The sequence below is a fragment of the Paenibacillus sp. J22FR5 genome, assembly GCF_059691975.1.
Genome location: NZ_JCAUAN010000004.1, coordinates 101423 through 125529 on the forward strand (window position 1 = coordinate 101423; position 24107 = coordinate 125529).

Below are 24107 nucleotides of genomic sequence, written 5' to 3' on the forward strand. Positions count from 1 at the left end.
GATTTAATTCAACCTTGAGGAGCCGATGACATGAATTTTCGGAAATTGTATTGGTTGCGAAGTTCCTTGCGATACAAGCTTATATTAAGCGTACTCACCATGACGCTGCCGCTTGTTGGCATGCTCTTGTATAACAACTATTATTCCATTCATGTTGTTCGCGGACAAGTTGCCGATTCTTATAAGAATATGCTAACTCTCTACATGAGCCAGATTGACAGCGGTTTGAACGATATCGATTCCTACTTGAATTCGATAGCCGGTACCGGTTATGATCTGGTGTCGCTCAGTCAGGCCGCAACGGATACGGATTATTACAGCGCGAAAGTTTACTTGTTCAACAAGCTTTCGAGGGATATTTCGTTGTACAATTCGGCGAGTTCATTTTTTGTGTATCAAGGGAATAGGCAGGATTATATGGATATCTCCAAAAGCAATGATGTATCTTTAGAGGAAAAAGATAGCATTGAGAACCATATCATCGATTTGATTCATTCTCAGCAGATTCCACAAGGAATTTCCACGAAAAGATGGCAGTTTTCCCGAATCGGACAAGACAATTACCTAATTGATATTGTTCAATCGGGCAATGTTTATCTGGGAGGTTGGGTAAAAACCGACCAATTGTTAAAGCCCCTTCGCTCCCTTCAGATCGGAGTGGGAGGAGCGGTTTTATTAGCCAATGTGCAGGGTGAACCCATAACGGATACAAACCTCGTTAGCGACTATGGAATCGAATTGCATAAGAACCTGAACGATTATTATCTGTCGGGTTCATCCAAGAAATTTCTTGTCGTCGGCGCTCCGTCCAATAGGGGAGACTTCAGTCTGGTTGCCCTTATTCCCGATCATCATATATTGGCCAAGCTTCCTTACCTTCAGTCGATCGTTTGGTTGATCACGATCGCTTCTTTCCTTTTTGTACCCATCGGACTCTATTCCATGAGACAGGCCATCTTGGTACCGTTATATCGGGTCTTGCTTACCATGAAGAAAGTCCGCGAAGGGGACTGGAGCAGCCGGGTAGTTCTAAACAACACTTCGGACGAATTTAAAATGCTCGGAGGAGCGTTTAACTCCATGATGACGGAGATTGAAACGCTTCGCATCAACGTCTATGAAGAACAGCTGAATAAACAAAGGGAAGAATTACAGCGGCTGCAGCTGCAGGTTAACCCCCATTTTTTTCTGAACACCTTAAACATTGTTTATAATCTGGCCAAGGTCAAGAACTATGAATTGGTCCTGGAAATGACAATGTCCTTGATTCATTATTTCCGTTTTATGTTTCGCAGCAACACCTCTTTCGTGAAATTGAAGGACGAGTTGGATCATACCCGGAATTATTTGAAAATCCAAAGCTTACGATTCCCGGGCCAGTTAACCTGGACCCTCGAAGCTCCGGATTATTTAACGGATGCTCCGATTCCTCCTCTTATCATTCAGTCGTTCGTCGAGAATTCGATTAAACATGCCGTCACGATGGATGAGCCAATTGTCATTTCCGTACAGATCGATTTCTTGGATGAAGAGAGGGGTTCGAGAATGAAAATTCGCATCAAGGATACAGGACACGGATTCCGTGATCTTGTGCTTCAAGAATTGCAGGCAGGCAGAAGTATCGAGAATGATCGGGGGGAGCACACCGGGATCTGGAACGTTCAGCGGCGGTTAAGATTATTGTATGGCGAAACTGTAACTATTCAATATGATAACGATAAGGAAACCGGCGGAGCGGTAGTGGAAATCATTGTTCCTACCAATCCGGGTGTGGAGGAAACGACATGACTTATCAAATGCTTTTAGTGGATGATGAAATCCATGCCATCGAAGGTGTGAAATCGGATCTTGATCTGAATAAGTTGGGAATAACAGGGTTGTTTACGGCTTACAATATCAGACAGGCAAAAGAAATTTTGGATAAAGAGATCATTGATATACTGCTTTGCGATATTGAAATGCCGCAAGGCAGCGGCTTGGAGCTTTTGTCCTGGGTAAGGGAGCATCATCCGGACACGGCAACGATCTTCCTGACAAGTCATGCCGACTTCAAGTATGCCAAGGAAGCGCTGCAGCTTGGGAGTCTTGACTATCTGCTCAAGCCCGTTCTTGCGGGTGACTTGGAGAATGCCATTCGAAGAGCGCAGAGCGTGATTGACCGGAATAGCGAAATCAGCAGGAATAGTAATTCCCATCAATTATGGCTGAAGCATCATTCCTTGATCATCGAGCGGTTCTGGCTGGATGTAATCAACCACTCGACACCAAGTAATCCAGCCGCGATTCACGAGCAGGTAGAGCGTCATCATATCCCGATAACGGAAGATTCCAGGTTTCTTCCGATCTTGATCTCCGTTCAGAGATGGAAAAAAACATTGAAGCGCAGAGATGAGAAGATTCTGGAGTACGCCCTCAAGAATTCTGCAGAAGAAGTCATCATCGATAGCCATGGGACCGGAATATGCTTTCACCTGGACCGGGGGATGATGCTTGTGATCCTTGTTGCGAGCTTGGGCATGGATTGGAATTATGATCAAGCGATGGATGCTTGCAGTCAATATATTGATTCCTGCAATCAGTATTTTTACTGCGACTTGTCCTGCTATTTCGGCCAACCCGCCCAAGCGCATGAGATGGCCGCCATGCTTGCGAAGCTCAGGACTCGTGACCGCAACAATGTGGCTTTTGTGAATCAAGTTTATCCCTACGATGATGCCAGGCACACCGATCATGCTAATAAACTACCGGCAATGAGTGCAATATCGTCCCTGCTCAAGACAGGCACGAAAGAAGCCGTCATTCAAGAGGTAGAAAAGTTTCTTGGCGATCTCGTTCGTAACCAAGAGATGGATGCTGAGGTACTGCATCAATTTCACCAGGACTTTGTGCAGGCACTTTATTCCTTCCTGAACATGAGAGGGGTTCAAGCCCATCAACTATTTGGAGATGAAGAATCAAGGAGCGTCTCGGAAACGTCAGGGCGATCCGTAACAGATATGCTCAATTGGGTTCATTATGCCGTCAATAAGGCAATGAATCAAGCAGAGGTGGTTAAAGAGACAGATACCGTCGTCCAAACCATCAAACGTTATATTGCTCTTAACATGGACCAGGATTTGTCCCGGGAAACGATTGCGGATCAGGTCTTTCTGAATCCGGATTACCTGTCAAGAATTTTTAAAAAGGAAACGGGGTATTCGATATCGGACTTTGTCCTGCTGGAGAGAATCAAGCTTGCAAAGGAGTTATTGTCCCAAACGAACATCTCTATAAGCTCCATTGCTTCATCTGCGGGGTATACCAATTTCTCCCATTTTACAAAAATATTTAAAAAATATGCCGGGATAGGACCGACAGAATATAGAAGTCAATTTGGGCAAGGAACCAGTGATCAATAAAACAAAAGCCTGCTTGTGAGAGCGAAAGACCTGCTTATGTGGAATATCAAGCAGGTCTTTTTTGTATCCAAAAAAGTCGTTAAAACGTTATTGAATAAGTCGTGAGAATGTTAGTGAGAGAATAGGATTGCCCTTATGATAAGAGTAACGAATGCTTTAAGTTATTAAGAGAGGGGAACTACCATGATTAGAGAAAATATGGACCGAGAATGGCAATTTGTAAACGGTAAACCGTCGGTCATTCCGGGTATGAGCCGACCCGGGAAAACCGTTCATCTTCCGCATGACTTTACCATCGAAACGGATACATTCCCGGATGCTCCAGGCGGTCAATTAACGGGCTATTATGGCGGAGGAATAGGGACATACACCAAGGTTATGAACATTCCTGAAGACTATGCCGGTAAACGGGTATTGGTGGAGTTTGACGGGGCATATATGAACACGACCGTCGTATTGAACGGTCACACCGTGGCTAGGCACCATTACGGCTACACGCCGTTCCATGCCGATCTCACTCCTTATCTAAAACTAGGCAAACCGAATCGTCTTTCCGTAACCGTCAACAATGCAGCACAGCCGAATGCACGCTGGTATACAGGCTCAGGTCTGTATCGCCATGTCGATATGCTCTGCGCTCCACGGACTCATATTGCCCCCTGGGGGATCTTTGCCCGCACTTCGCATATTGTAAACGGTACTACGTTTGTCGTAGTGGAAACAACTGTGGAAAATCATACGGCTGATACCGCTAATCTGTGGGTGGATATTAAGATACAGAAGGAGTCAAACGACACCGAAGCTGGTACTGGAAAGGTGAAAGTGCATATTCCTGCGGGAGAAAAGTCCGTCGGTCAAGTCATGATTGCAGTTGAAAATGCTGATCTTTGGGATATTGACTCTCCGAATCTATACCAAATCACCGCTCAATTGTCTGATAAGGAGACGATATTGGATAGTGAAAGCACTTTATTCGGAATTAGGACGATATCGGTCGATACCAAGAACGGATTTATGCTGAACGGGCGTACGTTAAAACTAAAAGGCGGCTGCGTGCATCATGACAACGGTCTTCTGGGCGCAGCGTCCTTTAAGGACAGCGAATACCGCAAGATGAAGATTCACAAAGAAAACGGCTATAATGCCATTCGCTTCGCCCATAATCCGATGTCTAGGGATATGCTGGATGCATGCGACCGCTTAGGATTGCTTGTCATTAACGAGGCATTCGATGTTTGGACGATGGAGAAAAATACCCATGATTACACCCAGTACTTCGAAGAGGACTGGAATGCGGATTTGGAAGCCTTTATTCTTCGTGACCGAAATCATCCCAGCATCATTATGTGGTCTACCGGTAATGAGGTTGCGGAACGGGGCGGGTTGTCCAATGGATATCAATGGTCTGCCAAACTGGCGGCAAGGGTACGGGAGCTTGATTCGACACGCTTTGTCACCAATTCCTTGTGCTCCTTTTTTAGCGGGCTTGATGACGAAGATCAGGTGAAATTTTATATGGATCTGATGAATCAACCGAAGGCCATGGGAGGAGGTCTCCTCAATTTGGATTCGGATTTCGGTAGAAAGATCTGGGGAGAGTATACCGAAGCCTTCGCTGCTCCGCTCGATGTCGTGGGATATAATTACCTGAATTACCATTACGAAGACGCAATAAAGAAATTCCCTAACCGAGTTATTTGCGGAACGGAAAGCAAACCTCTCGAAATGTTTGATTACTGGAAAGATGTCGAACGGTTTCCTCATGTGATCGGTGACTTCGTTTGGACGAGTCACGACTATATCGGTGAAGCCGGCCTCGGCAAACAAGAGTACTATGAGGATCCAGCTGAGGCTGCAGCTGCATATAGAAAGAACTATGTAGCCGAGTATCCGTGGCGACTATCCGGTGGTGCAGACATTGACCTCTGCGGATTTGCACGTCCGCAGCTTGCTTATCGCAGAATCTTGTGGGGCTCCAAGGAGACCTATATTGCTTCGCAAAATCCTGAAAATCATGGCAAGATCGAGGTATTAGCAAGATTCGCTTGGAAAGAATGCGAGAATGCCTGGAGCTGGGCCGGCTCTGAAGGGAAGCCCGTACAGGTTGATGTCTACTCCGCTGCAGAGGAAGTGGAGCTTATCCTAAACGGAAAGAGTCTTGGACGTAAACCTGCCGGCATAGAAAATCGCAACCTGGCAACATTTGATCTAACCTATGAACCGGGAACATTGGCAGCAGTCAGCTATTCCGCTGGCAAGATCGTTTCGACTGATAAAGTGACATCTGCAGGCAAGCCTGTTGGTGTACGTATTACACCCGACAAAAGGGAGCTTGCAGCAGATGGTCAATCGCTGTCCTTCGTGGTCGTGGAGATCGTGGATAGCGAGGGCCGACTTGTTCCTACAGCCGAATTGAAGGCAACGGCCGGAGTGGAAGGTGGAGCAACACTTGCTGCGTTTGGTACCGGTAAGCCTCAGACGAGCGAAAATTATACCAGAGGAGAGTTTACTTCCTATAAGGGCAGGCTGCTTGCGATCGTCCGTGCGGGCTATGAGCCTGGAACATCGGTTCTGACGGTCGGCGTTGAAGGGCTTGATGCAGTCTCTGTTGAGATAAAAGTGAAGTAAGATTTGCTGAATCATAATTATTTGATAAAGACTTCACAATGCCTGGCGTTCTGTTCGGAGAACGTATGGTGTTACGCTTCGGTTCAGCGACCCATACGGCGAAGGTTTATGTGAACGGTAGTCTCGTCATGGAACATAAGGGCGGGTTCACGCCATTCGAGGCAGAGATCAATCCGTTACTGCGGACAGGTAAACATCGCTTGACGGTAGCCGTAAATAACATCATAGATGAAACGACGCTACCAATGGGAAGCTATACGGAGTCGGAAGTGCCCGGATTGGGCAAGGTGGTTAAGAATAGCCCGTATTTTGACTTTTTCAACTATGCAGGGCTTCATCGTCCGGTCAAGATCTATACCACTCCGAAAACTTATCTTAAAGATGTGGCTATCGTAACTGACTTGAATGAAACGACGGGGATCGTCCGTTATGAAGTGACGATTGAAGGTGAAACGCAAGTGAAGGCAACTGTCGTTGATCAAGCCGGTGTAACCGTCGGAACATTGGACGGTCCAGCCGGTACGATCAGCATGAAAGACGCGAAGCTGTGGGAGCCCCTTGCCGCCGACATTCAAACCAGCCAAGGCATCATTAGGGTTCAGGGGAATAAGAAAGGGGTCTTTACGCGGGATCGTAAGCCGAAAATGGCGGCACATGAACTGCGGAGGAGATGGAAAGCGATCCCGGATTTCGGGTATAAGGGGAATTAGTTTAGATGAATACTGTTACGATCGTGCAATGCCGAGACTTAACGAAGAATGTAACAGTTCGCTAGATCTAATACGAGGGAAGGGCTGGGCATGCTCCATGTATGCTTGGCCCTTTTTTCTGCACCAAAAAGTCGTGAAACCGTTATTGAAAAAGTCGGCAAAGTGGTAGTCGGGTTTTGAATTGAAAGCTAATATGAAAACGTATTCAAAACATATCTTAGGAGGAGTACCATGATTAGGAAAATGAAGTTGCTCAGTTTCATGCTTGGTGTGGTTATGTTAGCGGGTACAACAGCCGCATGTTCGTCCAGTGGGGACGAAATGAGCAGTACATCAACGGCAACTCCGACTTCCAGTGCAAGTGTGAACCAAGCAACGAAAGACCCGTACGAAATCACGCTTGCCATGCCGTCGTTCGGAGCAGTGCCCAAGGATATCGAAGCCGTTCAAGCCGAACTCAGCAAAATAGCCAAAGAGAAAATCAACGCTACGGTGAAGCTCCTTGTCCTCAACATCGGATCTTGGTCACAGCAGATGAATCTGATGTCTTCCGGCGGCGAAAAGCTGGACCTGGCTTTTTCGTTCGCAGCAGGCTACAACAATGATGTAGCAAGCGGTAAAAATGTTCCGATTGACGATCTCTTGGCTAAATACGGTCAGGGGATCCAGCAAGCACTTGCCCCTGAAATCTTGAAGAGCGCACAAGTGAGCGGGAAGATCTATGCCGTGCCTGCTCTCAAAAGTTATGGCGGAAGATCCGGAATTCTGATGAGGAAAGACCTGGTTGATAAATATAAAATCGATGTCGCTGCCATCAAAACGTTGGATGATTTGGAGAAAGTATTCAAGACGATTAAAGAGAACGAGCCGACAATTGCTCCGCTGGCAAGCGGTATAGCAAATCCTCTGACGAACTTTAATACCTACGATAAGCTCGGAAATTCGTTCGGTGTTTTGCCTGGCTTCGATAATGGGTTGAAGGTGGAGAACTTATACGAAACAAAGGAATATGAAGATTTTGTGAAACGAATGTACAGCTGGTTTAAGGCCGGTTATATCAGCAAGGATGCTGCCACATCCACGACCAATGAGTATGAACTCGTGAAAGCGAATAAAGCATTCTCCTACATTGCAAAGAACAGACCGGGTTTTATAGAAGGTCAAAATCGATTGACCGGTACGCAATTGGTATGGGTCGATTTGCTTCCGGCTGCTTATTCGACGACGGATGACGTACTTGCCGGATTGTGGACGGTTTCCAAAAATTCCAGCAATCCTGACCGTGCCATGATGTTCCTCAATCTCATGTACATCGATAAAAATATATCCAATCTGTTGATGTGGGGCGTCGAGGGCAAGCACTATGTGAAGGTGTCGGATAATGTCATTGAGTATCCGTCCGGCGTCGATTCGAAGACAGTCGGCTATTCCACGCAATCTTGGTTGATTGGCAATTCTTTCCTGACGTATGTGATGAAAGGCGACGATCCGGAGACGTGGAATAAAACGAGGGCAGCAAATGATCAAACTGTCAAATCGAAAGCGCTCGGATTCTATTTCAATGTGGAGCCGGTCAAGAACGAAATCACGGCTCTCAACAATGTAGTGAGTCAGTATGGTAAAGCTCTCGAGACTGGAGCCGTAAATCCGGCCGATAAGCTGTCGGAATTCAGATCCAAGCTGAAAGCTGCGGGTATCGATAAAGTCATCGCAGAGAAACAGAAGCAGATCGACGCTTGGGCGGCCGCAAACAAAAAATAATGTCAGCCACCGGGTCTTGATTTTAAGGACCCGGTTTTTCTTTTTGAGAAGTTTCGAATGTTTTTTTGTCTCCTGTTATACCGATCTCCTGTAGGCTTGAGGCGTTATCCCGAACTGCTTCTTGAAAGCCTTTTGAAAGTGGCTCTGGCTGGAAAAACTGAGGTAACTGCTTATTTCGCTGATACTTTTATCGGAATATGCCAGCAGGTCCTTCGCTTCTTCCAATTTACACTGCCTGATAAATCCGCTTAACTCAAACCCGAATTCCTTTTTGAATTTGGTCGACAGATAGGTTCGGCTGAAGCCTGCATGCTTGGCTACATCGGATACGGTGATATTTCGATTTGTATTTGAGCGGACATAATGGACGACCTGACGAAGTATGTTGTCCGCATCGGCCGGGATGATGTAATCCGCAACTCGGTTCGTATAGTCCGTCATGGACTGTTCCATAAGGGAAGCGATCGCATCTGGATCCGTTAATCGTTCAACTTGATTGATATAGGTTTCAGAAAGTTGATAAGCAGTGGATGGGGAAAGTCCGCCTTTGATCGCCGCATTACTTGCTAAAGAGTTCATCGAAATAAATAAATTTTTCATATGCCGGAGCTTATCATTGGCTAAGCTGCCAATAATCACAGATTTAGGGCGAATTAGGAACTTTTGTAACGCCGATTTGTTTCCGGTTTCAATAAACCGCATGAGTTCATTTCTCATTTCATACGAACTGAATGTAAATCCTTCCTCCTTTGCCATATATGCTTTCTCGGCGTATTTCCGGATGATGGTAGGATCCTCTGCGTAATTCATAAAACCGGCTACCTCATTTCGAGTCAGTTCCGTGTTATTTACCGTGTAATTAACAAACAAAAGCGTGTGGATAAAAGCAAGCGGATTTACAGCAGGGATCGAATGGAAGAAGTTCGCGAACGTTTCTGGATCTGAATCTATGGCGGAGTATTCCTTGCGCATAACAAACAGGGAGTTCTTGGTATAAGACAAGTTATTGATCGGTCCGATCACAATACTGCAACAGCTTTTTTCGATTTGTACACAGCCGTAATAGGAATAGAACGACGTCATCGTACAAGTTACGGTTCGATCTATTTCCCAAAGCCTTGACAGATACTGTGACGGCGGTAAGGTATCCTTTCCTTGTTCCGGATAACAGGCAACCAGTGTCTTATTCTCGTACAAATAAATCGGATTATATAAGGAATGGTATAGGTACTGACAGTACTTTTTAATATCCACCGTGATTCCCCCTCTCCTATGATGAATATAGTACAAAAATACAATTTAGACAACAAATATGCAATACAGTTTCCGGGATGTGCATTAAAGTATGAGTTAATACAGTGCATTGGGGGAGATAGAATGATCGGCAATGTCATCAATGAAGGAATGAAAATGGAGATTTTTAAACGTAAACCTGATGTTAATTCAGAGGTTTATCAAAATGCTGTAACAGCAGCATTAAAGAAAGTGGAAGGGAACCTTGACTCGTTCAGAGACAAATTTCCAACCAGCTCAACGATTGGGAATTTGTATTCGTTCAATATTCATGGCGATACGCCTGCAGCCAATCCAGAAAAAATACCTGGGGCCAATGTCGGCTGGACCACGGGTTTCTGGACAGGCATCTTATGTCTCTCTTACGAGCAAACAGGGGATAAGCGCTGTCTGGAGGCAATTGAAACGCAAGTAAACAGTTTTATAGACAGAGTCGAAAATGAAATCGACTGCAACACGCATGATATCGGATTCTTATTCAGCTTGTCCTGTGTAGCGGCATATAAATTAACAGGTAATGAAGCGGCTAAATCAGCTGCATTAGCTGCTGCGAAGCTTCTTATGAACCGTTATGTCGAAGTGGCAGGGATCCTTCAGGCTTGGGGAGATATGAATGACCCGAATGAAAGAGGACGCATGATCATTGACTGCTTGATGAATCTCCCCCTGCTATTTTGGGCAAGCGAAGTTACAGGTGAAGGTATCTACAAAGATGCAGCATATAAACATGCAGAAAACGCCTTTAAATATATCGTTCGAGCGGATGGAACGACCTATCATACTTTCTTCTTTGACGTCTTTACCGGAGAACCCCTGAAGGGGAAAACCCTTCAAGGACATACCGATGATTCCTGCTGGGCTCGCGGGCAAGCGTGGGGAATTTACGGATTTGTACTCAGCTACCTTTATACACAAGACACCCGTTTCCTGGAAATGAGCAAAATTCTTGCAAATTACTTTTTAAACAGAAGTCCCGAGGATTTAGTCGTCTATTGGGACCTGGATTTTACGGATGGCAGCGGAGAACCTAGAGACAGCTCCTCATCTGCAATTGCTGTGTGTGGATTGTTAGAGCTTATCAAACATTTGTCTGATGAAAAAGAAAAGCAATACTATTCCAATGCAGCCATGAAAATTGTGAAGTCCTTAAATGATCATTACTCGACACAAAATGATGAAACGTCTAACGCGCTGCTGCTGCATGGCGTTTACTTTAAAAAGTATAACCATGGTGTAGATGAAGCGAATTTATGGGGCGATTATTTTTATCTGGAAGCGCTGACAAGACTTACAAAGAACTGGAATCTTTATTGGTAAAACAAAATCGCCACTCCGGTGAAAAGGAGATCTCGAAATGCAAAAAATAAGAGAGTCATGGAAAATTACTCTAAACGAACGTTTGTTCAAGGATCTGGGAATTAGGGAAGCGGAAGAGTTTCAAGATTTGACGGCAGAGGCGCGGATCGTTTGGGATCGTATGGAGAAGGGAGTGAACCGCTCTTGTTTGTGGAGTGACTTGAGTAACATTGCGGGGTCTACTGTGCTTACCAGAAATTATGTCAGGCTGCGTCACATGGCGATTGCCTTGAATGCTGCAGGATCCGATCTGGAAGGTTGCGAACAGTTGAGCAAAGATATAGTCGGGGCTCTCGACTGGATGCTCACCAACCGATTCTACGGACAAGCTGAAACGGATGGGAATTGGTGGGACTGGGAGATTGGGGCTCCTATGGCCTTAACAGAAACGATATTACTGATGTATCCGTATCTTTCCAAAGGACAGATTGAAGCCTATATGATCCCGGTTGACAAGTTTACACCTGATCCCGAGACTTTTTTAAACTCTACAAGCAAATATCCCATTATGGTTTCAACTGGCGCGAACCGAGTATGGATTTGTAAGGTGATTGCGTTGCGATCGTTGCTCCTAGAGGACGAGTTAAAGCTTATAAGAGTTCGCGATGCGTTAAGCCCACTCTTTGAATATGTGACAGGAGGCGAGGGGGGGTTCTTTGCGGACGGATCGTTCATACAGCACGGGTTTCCTTATACCGGAGGATATGGGAAAGCGCTGATATCCAGTTTGGTTCCGCTTCTACATGTGCTGGCGGACACGCCTTTCGAAGTTAAGAACAGCAGCAGGATTTATGACTTGGTCTATCAATCGTTCGAGCCGTTGATCTTTCGTGGTTCAATCATGGACATGGTTAGCGGCCGCGAAGTATCTAGGCATGATGTGCAAAATCATGAAGCTGGACATATTGCGATCGGGGCTATGCTGGAGTTGTCCACCTTTGCACCGCCTCCGCATGCAGACAGGATCAAATCTATGGCGAAATATTGGATCCAGGAAGACAAGATTAAGTCTTTCTTGACACATGCTCCCTTATATCAGAGCAGACTTGCTGTCGAATTGTTGCAGGATGACAGTATCATTGCTCAGGCACCGGCTTCCAAGTACAAATTGTTTGCTAATATGGCTAGGGCGGTCCTTCAACGGCCTGAATTTGCTTTCGGTATCAGTATGTTTTCTAAGCGAATTGCAACCTGCGAATCCATAAACGGCGAGAATTTGAAAGGTTGGTATACGGCACACGGCCATACCTCGCTCTATAACGGTGACTTGGGGCACTATTCGGATGGCTATTGGCCTACCGTTGACCCGTATCGTTTGGCGGGCATAACGGTTACGAATCAGTTGAGAGAGAGCGCTTTCGGGAACATGTACCGCAGCAGTGAGAGCTGGGCAGGCGGAGCGGAACTGCAAGGCCGTTATGGATTAGCCGGTATGGTACTGGAAGATTACAGGACAGAAACGATTAGGGAGCCTATGCGTGCCCTTAAGTCGTGGTTTTTATTTGAGGATGAAATTGTTGCACTAGGCTCGGATATTCAATTTGCCGAACCGTTTCATGTGGAAACGATTGTTGAAAATCGCAAGTTGAACGCAGAAGGCACGAACCAATTTATTGTGAACGGTGGGCAGATGCCCGACCAGCCGGGTTGGTCATCAATGATGAGCGAAACAAACTGGATGCATTTGGAGGGGAACACTCCCTATACCGATATCGGGTATTATTTCCCCGAAAAGGCGGAGCTGCAAGCAAAACGTGAGACGAGAATAGGGCGTTGGAGCGATGTCGGTAATGGTCCCGAAACGGAAATCTCCCGAAACTATTTAACGGTTTGGTTCGAACATGGGGTGTCGCCGCAGAACGAAAGTTATTCTTATGTCCTCCTCCCGGGAAGAAGTGCAACGGAGACGGAACGTTACGCTGATCAACCGAAAGTAGAAATTGTTCAGCAATCTTCCGCAGCCCATGCAGTGTACCACTCAGAGTTGGGAATACTCGGCGTAAACTTCTGGACGGAACAGAAAACTTCGGCTATGTATGTATCCTGTACCGGGAAAGCTTCTGTCATGGTTATAACGACTGACGAATCGGTGGAAGTCGCCGTTAGCGACCCGACCCATGAGAATAGCGGTATCATTGAACTGGAGCTTCAGATGGCAGCGCGTACCGTCATGGAGGATAACCCGCGGATCGAAGTTGTGCAGTTATCTCCAACGGTGAAACTGCACTTCCATGCTCAAGATACGCACGGCTCTACATCGAAAATCAGGTTAGGCAAATAATGGGGAGAGTGGAATCGATGAAGATTGAAACAGGAATTAATGTTTCTTCTGTTCAACAGGATCTTAGCCAAGATTACTTCGGGACATTAAAACGAGTGGCAGAAACCGGATACAAGAACATTGAACTAATCGGTTATAATATGAAATCTTATACACGTTACATGGATGAGTTGCCTGTTGAATTGTTAAAAGAGAAGCTTTCGCAACTTGGTTTGTCCGTCATTTCCGCACAGGAAGCGGCGAGAATGGATATGCCAATGGATTCTCATGATTGGGAATCTGTTTGTTCGTACTATGAACAATTGAACTGCCGCAAAATCGCGATTCCATCCGTATGGATCACGAATCGGGAGGATGCGCTGAGGACTGCCGAACAAATAAATCGTGTAGGGCAGCGGATGCGGGAGAATGGATTCACATTCTATCTCCATAATCATGCCCATGAATTCAAGAAAGACGGAGATCAGACCTTATACGACTATCTGATCGAAAACACCGACCCAGATAATGTCCGTTTTGAACTGGATCTGGGGTGGGTGCTAAGGGCAGGTCTTCAACCCGCAGAAATTCTCACCAAGCTGGGCAACCGCTGTGACATCGTTCACCTGAAGGATATCAGCTCTACACCTAGATTCCCTGTAAATATCTTCGAAGCGTTGAAGCAAGATAACAACAAAGCATTCGACAGCTTTATGATCTACCGAGACTATACGGCTCCTGAGGATTATGATGACTTAGGAAAAGGAACAGTTGACTTGGCTGAGATTTTTACATTAATTCGTAAAATGGGTCATGTGCGGTATGCCATAGTGGAGAATATAGGGGCATCTACGGATAAATTCAAGAGCGTTGCAAGCGATCTCGATGTTATAAATCACTATCTTTAGCATTTCATCTAATTAGAACGTACCCAAGCTATATTCCGGTACACAGAAGATCCAACTTTATTTGGCGATATTCGTGCGCCGATCACGGGTGTCATTGGAGACTCGCAAGCAGCTTTATTTTCTGTATTGAGGTAGACTACGAAATCAAAAAAAAGTAAATAGCCAGTATCTGGGGAGGATCTCAACAATGAAAAGAAGTGAAATTTTGGGTAGACTGGGCTTTACAGTACCACAAATCAAAAAGAAACGCGTTATCGTACACAGCGATGTCGCGTGTGAAGCTGACGATCAGTTTGCGATAACTCACCACCTGCTTACACCGTGTTTTGAAGTAAAGGGTATTATAGCCGCTCACTTTGAGTGGAGGTATATTACTTACGAGCAACTGAAGTCACAAAGAGGCACGAGTATGGAACGGAGCTACAAAGAGGGTAAGAAAATTCTTGAACTTACCGGAATTGATGATGTGCCTCTTTTTAAGGGCAGTAAATATGAACTCGCAAACGAGGACGACCTGCCGGAAAGCGAGGGTGCTGACTTCATAATAGCTGAAGCGATGAAGGAAGACGACATGCCGCTTTACATTGCACTTCAGGGAAATCTTACTGATCTTGCCATCGCATACAAAAAGGAGCCGCGCATAGCGGATAGGCTAACCGCAATTTTTATAGGTGGTGCCGGTTACCCGTATGGCGGAGACGAAATGAACATCAAAGGTGATCTGATAGCCTCTCGCATTGTGTTTAATTCTCCAATTAAGCTGTGGCAGATCCCAAAACCGACATACACTACGGTGGAAGTATCGATTGCCGAGCTGGTGGACAAGGTTAAGCCTAATGGCGAAATAGGGGCATATCTGTGCCAACAGCTGCTCGCACTCAACGACTATTACGGAAACGCACCGATACGGATACCGTTTCCTCATGGGGAGAGCTGGTGTCTCGGAGACAATCCTACAATATCTGTGCTGCTTCAAAGCGAAAGTCGCGTTTGCTGGCATATCGAAAAGGCACCGTATATAAATGACGATTTAACCTATTCTCCGAATCCTGAAGGAAAAGAAATCCGTGTTTACGATTCAATAGATACGAGAATGACTTTAGATGACTTATTTTCGAAACTTAAACTTTGCTACGGCTAATGTTTTGGATATAGGGTCATGTACACCTGAAGGACTCAGCCATAGCCCTAGGTGCAGTAATTATGTAGAGGAGTAGAACATATGAAACAAATAGAAAAATATAACTTTATTGAGTTAAGCGTTAATGGATCAAAACCAATGGATTCAAGTGTTAAGGTTGATTTTACTGCAACATTTAGTAAAGATGATAAAAAAGTTAAAGTCAAGGGCTTCTACAATGGAGATGGCGAATATGTAGTGCGTTTTATGCCTGAGGAAGTAGGTATTTGGCATTATGAATTAAGCCTACAAGCTTCTGAAGAAATTAGTGAATCTGGCGAATTTGAGTGTGTTAAAGAAACAGGGAATAATCATGGGTATGTTGTTGTCAACGGTATGCATTTTCAATATGCTGACGGTGCGCCGTATATTCCAATAGGAACCACAATATATGCTTGGATTCATCAACCAAAGCAACTTGTTGAAAAGACAATTGATACACTATCAAAGAGCCCTTTTAATAAGGTTCGTATGTGTGTATTTCCTAAAGATGCAGTGTATAACAAAAATGAGCCTGAGATTTTTCCTTTCGAAAAAAATGGAGATGGCAAGTGGGATGTTAATCTACCCAATTTTGAGTTCTGGAAACATTTAGAGCGACAATTGAAAGTACTTTTAAATTTGGGTATTGAAACTGATTTGATATTATTTCATCCTTATGACAGATGGGGTTTCATGAATTTGAGCAGAGAGGATAATCTAACTTATCTTGACTATTGTGTAAGAAGGTTAGCAGCTTTCAGGAATATTTGGTGGAGCTTGGCAAATGAGTACGATATGGTATTCAAAAAGAATGCAGACGACTGGGAGGCCTTCGGTGAGTTTATCAGTGGTGAAGATCATTACCACCATCTTTTATCTAATCATAATTGGCTTAAAATCTATGATGCATCAAAACCTTGGATTACCCACTGTTCCATTCAAACAAACCGTTTTGAAAAAACCAAAGCATTTAGAGATGTATATAAGAAGCCTATTATCATTGATGAGTGCAAATACGAAGGGGACATTGAGCCGAAATGGGGTAACATATCAGCCTTTGAGATGGTTCATAGATTTTGGTCTGTAATGCTGTGTGGTGGCTACTGTACTCATGGCGAAACTTATCATAGGGATGATGAGGTTCTTTGGTGGGCTAAGGGTGGAGAATTACACGGAGAGAGTGTAACACGTATTGCTTTTCTAAAGGATATTATGTACGGATTGCAGGGAGAAATACAGCCATACCAAGGTAAGATTGCTATAAATCCTAATAATTTGAACACTACGGCAGAGCAGGATAATCCATATTTAAATGCGGTTAGGAGTCTTGATCCTGCAGAACTCGAATATTTAAGTAGTAGTTATATGTCCTATTCAGGAAGACATGATGACAAATATATCATTGAATATTTTGGGCGAGAATGTCGTGCCTTCTTTGATATTAATCTACCAGAAGTCGGTGCTGAATATTCAATTGATGTTATTGACATTTGGGAGATGACGCGTGAAACCATTATTTCGAAGGCCAGCGGAAGTACGAAAGTGCGGTTGCCGAGTAAGGAAGGCATTGCTGTGATCGCAACACGCATCTAATCTAATATTTTTACACATATGCCAATCAGCGAAGCTTTGATAAGTTAAGAACAATATCTTTCGATATTGTTCTTTCTTTAGATTTACGATTGTTACTATAAGGCATATTGGTCTAAGAGGCGGGATGGCGGCATGCTGGAATTTATCCATAGCATGAAATTAAAAAGTAAAATTTTTCTCTCCTGTGTTTCTATTATCTTGCTGCTGAGCCTTCTATTCTCCAACATATTGTACCGCTACGTCACGCTACAGACGACTCAGAGCTTCTACGAAAATTCAAGCTATTCCCTCATTCAGGTCAGCAATTATATGGACGAGAAGCTAAAGGGCCTACTCGGCAGAGTCCATGCCATGCAGCTCAATACGACTTTCGATAAAATGCTGAGAAATTTCCTATATTACGACGAGCCGAATTTTAACGCTATCGCCGTTTCGGAGTTTTCCAACTCGTTTTCCGAAATCCGCAGCTCGGATCCTTTTATCTCCTCGATTTTCATGTATACGCCTAAAGGCAACTTTTACGATCTTACACGTCCGCTTAAATACAACTTCGATTTCAAAAGCTCCAATCTGTACAAGCAAATCGGGCAGCAGCCGAAAAGTACGTTGTATTGGGGCAGCAGCGGCAACGATGAGATTTACTCCGACGGCAAGCTGGTGATACCGGTTGTGCTGCGCTTTTCCGTTGAGGGCTTTAACGGTGACTCGCTGCTGGTAATCAATCTGGACCGACAGCAAATATACGACTACTTGGCGGGAACCCAGCCCGGAGAGGGCAATTGGGAGATGATTGTAGACAACAAAGGGAAGGAAATTATCTCATTTGATTACCCGGTTATCAGTGCAATTAAGAAGGATGGGCAGTTGTTGGATCAAATTGCAGCCAATCCTAACGGGACTCAGAGGGTGAGCTACGGCTCGGAGAAATATTGGATTACCTACCAAACGACGCGGTTTGCCCCATGGAAGATCGTCACGATAAAATCTGAAAGCATTTTGTTAAAAAATTTGCGCCAGTTCAGAATGTTTACCACAATCATGATGGCGATCGGTATCGTGGTTTGCTTTTTTTTCGCGCTCATTATCTCCAAATCGCTGATTAAACCCTTGGTGCTGCTGCAGAACACGATGAAAAAGGTGACTGATAAAAATTTTAACATTCGGTTCCAATACAAATACCATAACGAGGTAGGGCAGCTCGGAGACAGCTTTAATTATATGGTTGCGGAAATGAAGGATTTAGTCGGCAAGCTAAATGCTTCAGTCACCCAGTTGCAGGAAGAGAAGGAGAAGGTCAAAAGCGAGCAGCTCCTCAAACGGCGGGCCGAGCTGCGGGCGCTTCAAGCGCAGATCAATCCACATTTTTTATATAATACGCTCGATTCGATCAACTGGAAGGCTAACGAGATCGATGCCCACGAAATCAGCACAATGACGACCTCGCTTGCGTCGCTGTTCCGCACAGGATTGAGCAAAGGACAAGAGCTCATCCCTATCAAGGATGAGCTCAGCCATATTACCAGCTACCTCACGATCCAGCAAATGCGCTACGGTGATAAGTTCAGCTATAAGCTAGATATCCAGGAACAGGTCAAGGAGCTTTATACGGTGAAGCTGATTTTGCAGCCGCTTATCGAGAACGCCATCTATCATGGCATCAAGGAAAAAGACGGCTCCGGAAGCATTGAAATTTCTGGTGCGCTTACGGCCCGAGGCGTCGAATTCTACATCAGCGACGACGGTGCAGGCATAGCGTCGCTTTTGTTGAAGCTTATTAACAAGCGGTTACTCGAAGGATATGTTGTCGAAAAGGAAGGTTACGGTATTTACAATGTGAACGAAAGAATCAAGCTTCATTTTGGTACGGAATACGGGCTTGAATTTTTTAGCGAGCCTGGTAAGGGAACGAAGGTGTTGGTTGTGATTCCTGAAGTGAAATGGGAGGATGCGTACAAATATGCTTAATATTCTCGTAGTAGACGACGAAAAAACGATCCGTGACGGCATTGTTCGTTCATTATCTGGTTCTCAAGGCCGTTACCGTGTCGTTGGCGAAGCGGAGAACGGGGAGAAGGCGCTAGAGCTTGTCATCGCCCGCACTCCTGACATCGTCATCTCGGACATCAATATGCCGAAAATGAACGGTCTTGAATTTATCGAAAATATGAAAGCGCTTAATCCAAATGTAAAGATAATTATCATCAGTGGTTACGACGAATTTGAGTTTGCTCAGCGAGCGTTAAAGCTGGGGGTATTGGAATATTTGCTAAAGCCGCTGGATCAGCAAACTCTGCTGCAGGTTGTGGATAACGTATGCGCAGAAGTGGAAAAAAACAACCGATTGCTCTATGACATGGAAAAGCTGACGGCACTGATGCATGAGAACATGCCCGGGGCGCGGGAGCGTTTCCTGAATAGGCTGATCGCAGGAAAATGGAGCCATGCTCCCGAGCAGGCGGCGGCCAGAGCGGAGCATCTGAATATCGATCTGACGGGAGAACTGTACACACTGGTTCTAATCAAGATCATAAGCATTTCGGGCCATGCCGATCCTGCCGTCGACAGCGAGGAACTGGTATTAAGCTTTATCGAGAACGGATGGCGCGAGCTATTTGAGGGCTACGTGCGCATTCATCCGTTTTTCTACCGGGAAGGCAAGCTGGCCATGCTCGTCTGTTCACAGGAGTCGAGCCGTCAAAAGGTGTTTACATCGGTTCATCAAAGTCTAGGTAAAATGGCCGCCTACGTCGAGCGGAATTTAGGCATCAATCTGTATGTATCCGTCGGAAACCTGTATAACCGGCTTTCCTCGCTGCCCAGATGCTGCAAGGAAGCTGACGAAGCGTTGCATTACGGCACAGTACTGGAGCAAGGAGCGATTATTCATTGCGAGGACGTGCAGCTTCAAAAAGAGAAAAGCTATGTCCGCCCGGTAGAGCTGGAAAAAAAACTGATCGTCCATCTGAAGCTGTGCGAGCGGGAGCAGGCTTTCCAGATGATCGACGAATTGTTTCGCCATTACGGATCCTTAGAGAGCGGTGGCTCTCATTATATCAAAATCATGGTGCTTGAATTAAGCGTTATGCTCGTGCGGGTTCTGGACGAAGCACTGGGTAAGGAAAGCTTGACCGGCTTTATTGGCAAAGGCTTGTATGGTGATGTATTGGGCTGCGATAAGCTAAACGACCTGTTCCTCTGGTTGCAGCGTCTCGTGGAGCTGGGCATAGAGAGAATAGAACAAGTGCAGAGAAATAAGCACACTACCTTAATCGAAAAAGCGAGAAGTATGATGGCCGCGCATTTGGATGACCCGGAACTTTCCGTGGGGTTTCTCGCTGAGCGCTTGTTCATTAGCCCGAATTATTTGCGGTACTTGTTCAAAAAACAGGTCGGTGTATCGTTTGTCGAAGCGCTCACCCGTCTCCGCATGGAGAAGGCAATGGACATGCTGACCGATCCGACTGTGAAAATCCAGGACATTGCCGAGCGCGTCGGCTTTAACGACTCGCGGTATTTTACATTTTGTTTTAAAAAATACAGCCAGCTGACGCCTTCGGATTATCGGGAAATGAAGCAGCTGGAGCAATAAGAATTTGTTCTAAAAGGTCGGCTGTTTGTACAATCACTATGTTCGTAATATATTCGACCTCAGTTCGTTGAAATTCACTACTTCTCCCCGAGAACGATGCTATATGATGAAAAAGTAAAAAATAAAACGCTTACATTGGAGGGGAAAAGATGAAAAGGGTGTCAAAAATGTTTCACCTAGCTATGCCTGCCGTTCTGTCTGTCGTACTGCTTACGGCCTGCAGCAGCGAACCGGCGGTCAATAATACCGCCGCTCCGAAGGAAGCCGCGACCAAGATTAAAATTTGGACTGCGGCACGGCACGATCAGGTTTACATGACCGACAAGATTCAGAAATTCAACAAGGAAAATAAAGACGGCATCGAAATTGACTACCAGATGTACACGGACAACTACATTCAGACGCTGGATATGGCGTTTGCGACCAACGATGCTCCGGATATTATGGCGGAGGGCCAGAACGCCCTCAAGAAATATTACCCGATGGGCTACGTAGCGCCACTGGACAGCTACCTGACGCCGGAAGACAAGGCCCGCTTCGGGCCGGGCGCATTTGTGGAAAACATCAATATGTTCAACGGGAAAATCTACTCGATGCCGATCATCGGCACGACAACAAGGCTGATCTACAATAAGGGCATCTTTAAGAAGGCCGGCATCACCGCTCCGCCGAAAACGCTGACCGAAATGGTCGAAGTGGCCAAGACGATCACTGACAAGCTCAAGGGCGAAGGCATTTACGGCTACGCGCAAAATTTTAAATCCCCGACCAGCGCGCTGCAGCGATCGATCGATATGATTGTGACCAGAGACGGCGGAGTCGAGGCGGGATACGATTTTAAGACGGGGAAATTCGATTTTGCCTCCTATAAGCCAGTGCTGCAGGCATACCGGGATATGTTTGTGAAGGGCGCGACGTTTCCGGGGACGGAAAGCTTGGACATCGACCCACTGAGAACGCAGTTTGCGGCAGGTAAGATCGGCATGTACATTTCGTGGACGCACGCCGAGCCGGGCGTGTACAAGGATCAGTTCCCGACCAAAGAGGATTGGGATGTTGCACCGCTGCCGACGACAGACGGAACGGCCAAAGGTTCGCAGATGCTCCAGGGCGGCACGGGCTTTATTATGAATGCGAAATCTAAAAATTTGGATAAAGCATGGAAGGTCATGCAGTATTTGTACAGCGACGAAGTCCAAGTCGGGTATCATGAAGCCGGCTTCGGCTCGGTTATGATTCCGACCGTGCTCCAAAAAGCGAAGCAGCCTGACACAATTAAGCAAAGACCGGGCCTTGCCTTTACGGAATCCGATAAACTGTGGCCTGCGATCCCACTGAATGTGAAGCCGGAAGGCCAGGATATGTACCAGGTGTTCGTAGGCTACATGCTAGGGGCGAAGGAATACAGCGATCTCGACAAGACACTGGAGGATCTGAAAACGCGCTATAACGCGGCGTTTGACAAAGCGGTGGCCGATGGGTCGTCGAAAAGAATCGTATATCCGGGCTTCGATCCGAAAGACCCGACCAAGTCGATGAATAAATAAATTCCATAACAGATTGGAAGGACTGCTGGGTGCATGCCCAGCAGCTCCTACATAAGGGGGGACATTCGGTGGAAACCCAACTGGCAGGCACAAAGCACAGTTTCGGCGTACTAATCGCCAAAAGGTTCAAGAACAAAGGGCAAATTTATTTGATGCTGCTGCCCAATGTGCTTATTTTCTCGGCTTTGTCCGTCTACCCGATATTATGGGTGCTTAAGTACATGTTTTTTCAATACGATATGACCTCGCCGGCCAAGTTCATCGGACTGGATAATTTCGTCCGTGCGTTTACCCGAGACGCTTACTTTTGGAAGACCGTCCTGAATACGCTGATCTATGTAGTGGGGAAGTTGATTTTGACCTTGCCGTTTTCATTTTTTTTGGCGCTCATTTTGAACAAAAAGTTCAGAGGCAATCGCCTTGTGCAGGCGATGATTTTCAGTCCGACGATCATAAGCGCTTCGGTTATGGCAATCATCTTTTATTTTCTTTTTAACGCGTACAATGGGGATGTTAACCATTATTTGATGGCGCTCGGCATTATTTATCAGCCTATCAACTGGCTGGGGCAGGACTATGCGATGCTCACGGTTATTATCGTGGGGGCATGGGGAGCTGTTGGAAATTATATGGTGTATTTTCTGGCCGGTCTGCAAAGTATACCAAACGATATATATGAGAGTGCGGAAATCGATGGGGTGACGCCTTGGCGCAGGCTTTGGAGCATTACCATCCCAATGCTCGGACCCGTCTTGAAAATCATATTGATGCTGGCGATTACGCTCGCTTTTCAAGATATGCAAAGCATTATGGTATTGACCGAGGGAGGACCTAACGGCGCTACGGAGGTTATGTTCCTATACGTGTACAAATTTTTCTTCCCGTTGTCCGCAGGCGGGCTGGTGCGTGCCGAGTTTGGCTACGGCGCGGCGTTAAGTGTAGTATCGGCTGCCATCGTCGGTGGCCTTACAATGATCTACTTGTTTCTCACCAGGAAACTGGATGAAATCTACTGATAGGGGTGAAAACGATGGAACGCTGGACTGCAGGCAGAATCGTCACAAGCACTGTCACTGTCCTATTTGTGGCCGCAATGGTGCTGTTTGCGTTATACCCCGTCGTATATGCGCTGATTGGCTCCTTAAAAACAAATTTGGAACTGACCTTGGGAGGTACATTTTTACCTAAAAAACCGATGTTTTCCAATTATGTGGATGCTTTTCAAAAAGCAAAGTTTATATTATATTCCGTCAACAGCGTCATTTTAAGCGTATTAACGACCATACTCGCTCTCGTTACTTCGTCTTTGGCCGGGTATGTCATGGCACGGCACCAATTTGTCGGCAAAAAAATGTTGATGGGGCTGTATCTCGGACTAATGTTCGTTTCTCTCGGAGCCGTTTCGTTATATCCTCAATACATTTTGATGCACAAGCTTGGGCTGACCGGAAACCTGCTGGGGCTTGCCATTGTATTGACCGGAGGGCAAGCGGCCAACGTTTTTCTAATTATGGGTTTTACGAAAAGTATTCCGAAGGAACTTGATGAATCGGCGTTTATGGACGGCTGTTCGCCTTTTCAAATTTACTGGACCATATTGCTGCCTCTTATCAAGCCCATTATGGCGGTTGTCGCTTTGTTTACTTTCCGGTCGACGTGGAACGATTACATTACCTCGCTTATTTTTACGATCTCCAGACCGGAGTTGAAGCCGCTCACCGTTGCCGTGGTCAGTCTGAGGTATTCCACCAACGCCGCAGCGGAGCTCAACATTATGACAGCTGGTGCAAGCATCGCCTTGCTGCCGATTCTGATTGTGTATTTGCTTGCGAACAAGCAGTTTATTTCGGGGCTGACTGCAGGTGCGATCAAAGGATAACGCCAATAAGGGAGAGATTACTG

At 45.7% G+C, this 24107-nt stretch carries 15 protein-coding genes and 1 pseudogene; 15 read left to right on the top strand and 1 reads right to left on the bottom strand.

Features of this window, described 5'->3' with window-relative positions:
* Positions 1-30 precede the first annotated feature (30 nt).
* The 5 genes and pseudogenes from AC58P7_RS08425 (at position 31) to AC58P7_RS08445 (ending at position 8497) form a co-directional block, all read left to right on the top strand.
* On the top strand, positions 31-1788 hold the full coding sequence (locus tag AC58P7_RS08425; protein ID WP_497341715.1) for a sensor histidine kinase: 1758 nt from the start codon (positions 31-33) through the stop codon (positions 1786-1788).
* Complete coding sequence (locus AC58P7_RS08430) at positions 1785-3398, top strand: response regulator transcription factor (protein WP_497341717.1); 1614 nt, start codon at positions 1785-1787, stop codon at positions 3396-3398. Before AC58P7_RS08425 ends, AC58P7_RS08430 begins: the two co-directional genes overlap by 4 nt.
* Positions 3399-3581: 183 nt before the next feature.
* Positions 3582-6026: a glycoside hydrolase family 2 TIM barrel-domain containing protein gene (locus AC58P7_RS08435; protein WP_497341718.1), complete on the top strand. Its 2445-nt coding sequence runs from the start codon at positions 3582-3584 to the stop codon at positions 6024-6026.
* Between the two features lie 35 nt (positions 6027-6061).
* Positions 6062-6736: pseudogene (locus AC58P7_RS08440) on the top strand (sugar-binding domain-containing protein); the annotation flags it as partial.
* A gap of 231 nt (positions 6737-6967) precedes the next feature.
* Complete coding sequence (locus AC58P7_RS08445) at positions 6968-8497, top strand: ABC transporter substrate-binding protein (protein ID WP_497341720.1); 1530 nt, start codon at positions 6968-6970, stop codon at positions 8495-8497.
* Positions 8498-8572: 75 nt separating this feature from the next.
* Here the strand turns inward: AC58P7_RS08445 and AC58P7_RS08450 are convergent, their stop codons facing one another.
* Complete coding sequence (locus tag AC58P7_RS08450; protein ID WP_497341722.1) at positions 8573-9751, bottom strand: helix-turn-helix domain-containing protein; 1179 nt, start codon at positions 9749-9751, stop codon at positions 8573-8575.
* A gap of 123 nt (positions 9752-9874) precedes the next feature.
* Between AC58P7_RS08450 and AC58P7_RS08455 the strand changes: the two genes are divergently transcribed.
* The 10 genes from AC58P7_RS08455 to AC58P7_RS08500 all read left to right on the top strand — a co-directional run bounded on the left by AC58P7_RS08455 (position 9875) and on the right by AC58P7_RS08500 (position 24084).
* On the top strand, positions 9875-11107 hold the full coding sequence (locus tag AC58P7_RS08455) for a glycoside hydrolase family 88 protein (protein WP_497341724.1): 1233 nt from the start codon (positions 9875-9877) through the stop codon (positions 11105-11107).
* Positions 11108-11144: 37 nt separating this feature from the next.
* Positions 11145-13427, top strand: coding sequence for a polysaccharide lyase 8 family protein (locus AC58P7_RS08460; RefSeq protein ID WP_497341726.1), 2283 nt, complete (start codon positions 11145-11147; stop codon positions 13425-13427).
* A 17-nt stretch (positions 13428-13444) separates the two neighbouring features.
* The gene (locus AC58P7_RS08465) at positions 13445-14314 is read left to right on the top strand and encodes a sugar phosphate isomerase/epimerase family protein (RefSeq protein WP_497341728.1); all 870 of its coding nucleotides are present in this window, start codon (positions 13445-13447) and stop codon (positions 14312-14314) included.
* Positions 14315-14501: 187 nt separating this feature from the next.
* Positions 14502-15455, top strand: a complete 954-nt coding sequence (locus AC58P7_RS08470) for a nucleoside hydrolase (RefSeq protein WP_497341730.1) — start codon at positions 14502-14504, stop codon at positions 15453-15455.
* An 81-nt stretch (positions 15456-15536) separates the two neighbouring features.
* Entirely contained in the window at positions 15537-17069 is a 1533-nt protein-coding gene (locus AC58P7_RS08475) for a DUF5060 domain-containing protein (RefSeq protein WP_497341732.1), read from the top strand.
* A gap of 132 nt (positions 17070-17201) precedes the next feature.
* Positions 17202-19034, top strand: a complete 1833-nt coding sequence (locus AC58P7_RS08480; protein ID WP_497341734.1) for a cache domain-containing sensor histidine kinase — start codon at positions 17202-17204, stop codon at positions 19032-19034.
* The gene (locus AC58P7_RS08485) at positions 19015-20658 is read left to right on the top strand and encodes a response regulator (protein ID WP_497341736.1); all 1644 of its coding nucleotides are present in this window, start codon (positions 19015-19017) and stop codon (positions 20656-20658) included. The genes AC58P7_RS08480 and AC58P7_RS08485 overlap by 20 nt, the downstream gene beginning before the upstream one ends.
* A 149-nt stretch (positions 20659-20807) precedes the next feature.
* Positions 20808-22205, top strand: coding sequence for an ABC transporter substrate-binding protein (locus AC58P7_RS08490; RefSeq protein ID WP_497341738.1), 1398 nt, complete (start codon positions 20808-20810; stop codon positions 22203-22205).
* 68 nt (positions 22206-22273) lie between these two features.
* Positions 22274-23221, top strand: a complete 948-nt coding sequence (locus AC58P7_RS08495) for a carbohydrate ABC transporter permease (RefSeq protein WP_497341740.1) — start codon at positions 22274-22276, stop codon at positions 23219-23221.
* A 14-nt stretch (positions 23222-23235) separates the two neighbouring features.
* A complete protein-coding gene (locus AC58P7_RS08500) occupies positions 23236-24084 on the top strand; it encodes a carbohydrate ABC transporter permease (protein ID WP_497341742.1) in 849 nt (282 codons plus the stop codon).
* Positions 24085-24107: the final 23 nt, after the last annotated feature.

What these genes read in the sequence shown, in the direction of transcription:
- AC58P7_RS08430 (WP_497341717.1), top strand. Translation starts at nt 1,785, where the DNA reads ATGACTTATCAAATGCTTTTAGTGGATGATGAAATCCATGCCATCGAA.
- AC58P7_RS08460 (WP_497341726.1), top strand. Translation starts at nt 11,145, where the DNA reads ATGCAAAAAATAAGAGAGTCATGGAAAATTACTCTAAACGAACGTTTG.
- AC58P7_RS08425 (WP_497341715.1), top strand. Translation starts at nt 31, where the DNA reads ATGAATTTTCGGAAATTGTATTGGTTGCGAAGTTCCTTGCGATACAAG.
- AC58P7_RS08455 (WP_497341724.1), top strand. Translation starts at nt 9,875, where the DNA reads ATGATCGGCAATGTCATCAATGAAGGAATGAAAATGGAGATTTTTAAA.
- AC58P7_RS08485 (WP_497341736.1), top strand. Translation starts at nt 19,015, where the DNA reads ATGCGTACAAATATGCTTAATATTCTCGTAGTAGACGACGAAAAAACG.
- AC58P7_RS08465 (WP_497341728.1), top strand. Translation starts at nt 13,445, where the DNA reads ATGAAGATTGAAACAGGAATTAATGTTTCTTCTGTTCAACAGGATCTT.
- AC58P7_RS08435 (WP_497341718.1), top strand. Translation starts at nt 3,582, where the DNA reads ATGATTAGAGAAAATATGGACCGAGAATGGCAATTTGTAAACGGTAAA.
- AC58P7_RS08480 (WP_497341734.1), top strand. Translation starts at nt 17,202, where the DNA reads ATGCTGGAATTTATCCATAGCATGAAATTAAAAAGTAAAATTTTTCTC.
- AC58P7_RS08470 (WP_497341730.1), top strand. Translation starts at nt 14,502, where the DNA reads ATGAAAAGAAGTGAAATTTTGGGTAGACTGGGCTTTACAGTACCACAA.
- AC58P7_RS08490 (WP_497341738.1), top strand. Translation starts at nt 20,808, where the DNA reads ATGAAAAGGGTGTCAAAAATGTTTCACCTAGCTATGCCTGCCGTTCTG.
- AC58P7_RS08500 (WP_497341742.1), top strand. Translation starts at nt 23,236, where the DNA reads ATGGAACGCTGGACTGCAGGCAGAATCGTCACAAGCACTGTCACTGTC.
- AC58P7_RS08445 (WP_497341720.1), top strand. Translation starts at nt 6,968, where the DNA reads ATGATTAGGAAAATGAAGTTGCTCAGTTTCATGCTTGGTGTGGTTATG.
- AC58P7_RS08475 (WP_497341732.1), top strand. Translation starts at nt 15,537, where the DNA reads ATGAAACAAATAGAAAAATATAACTTTATTGAGTTAAGCGTTAATGGA.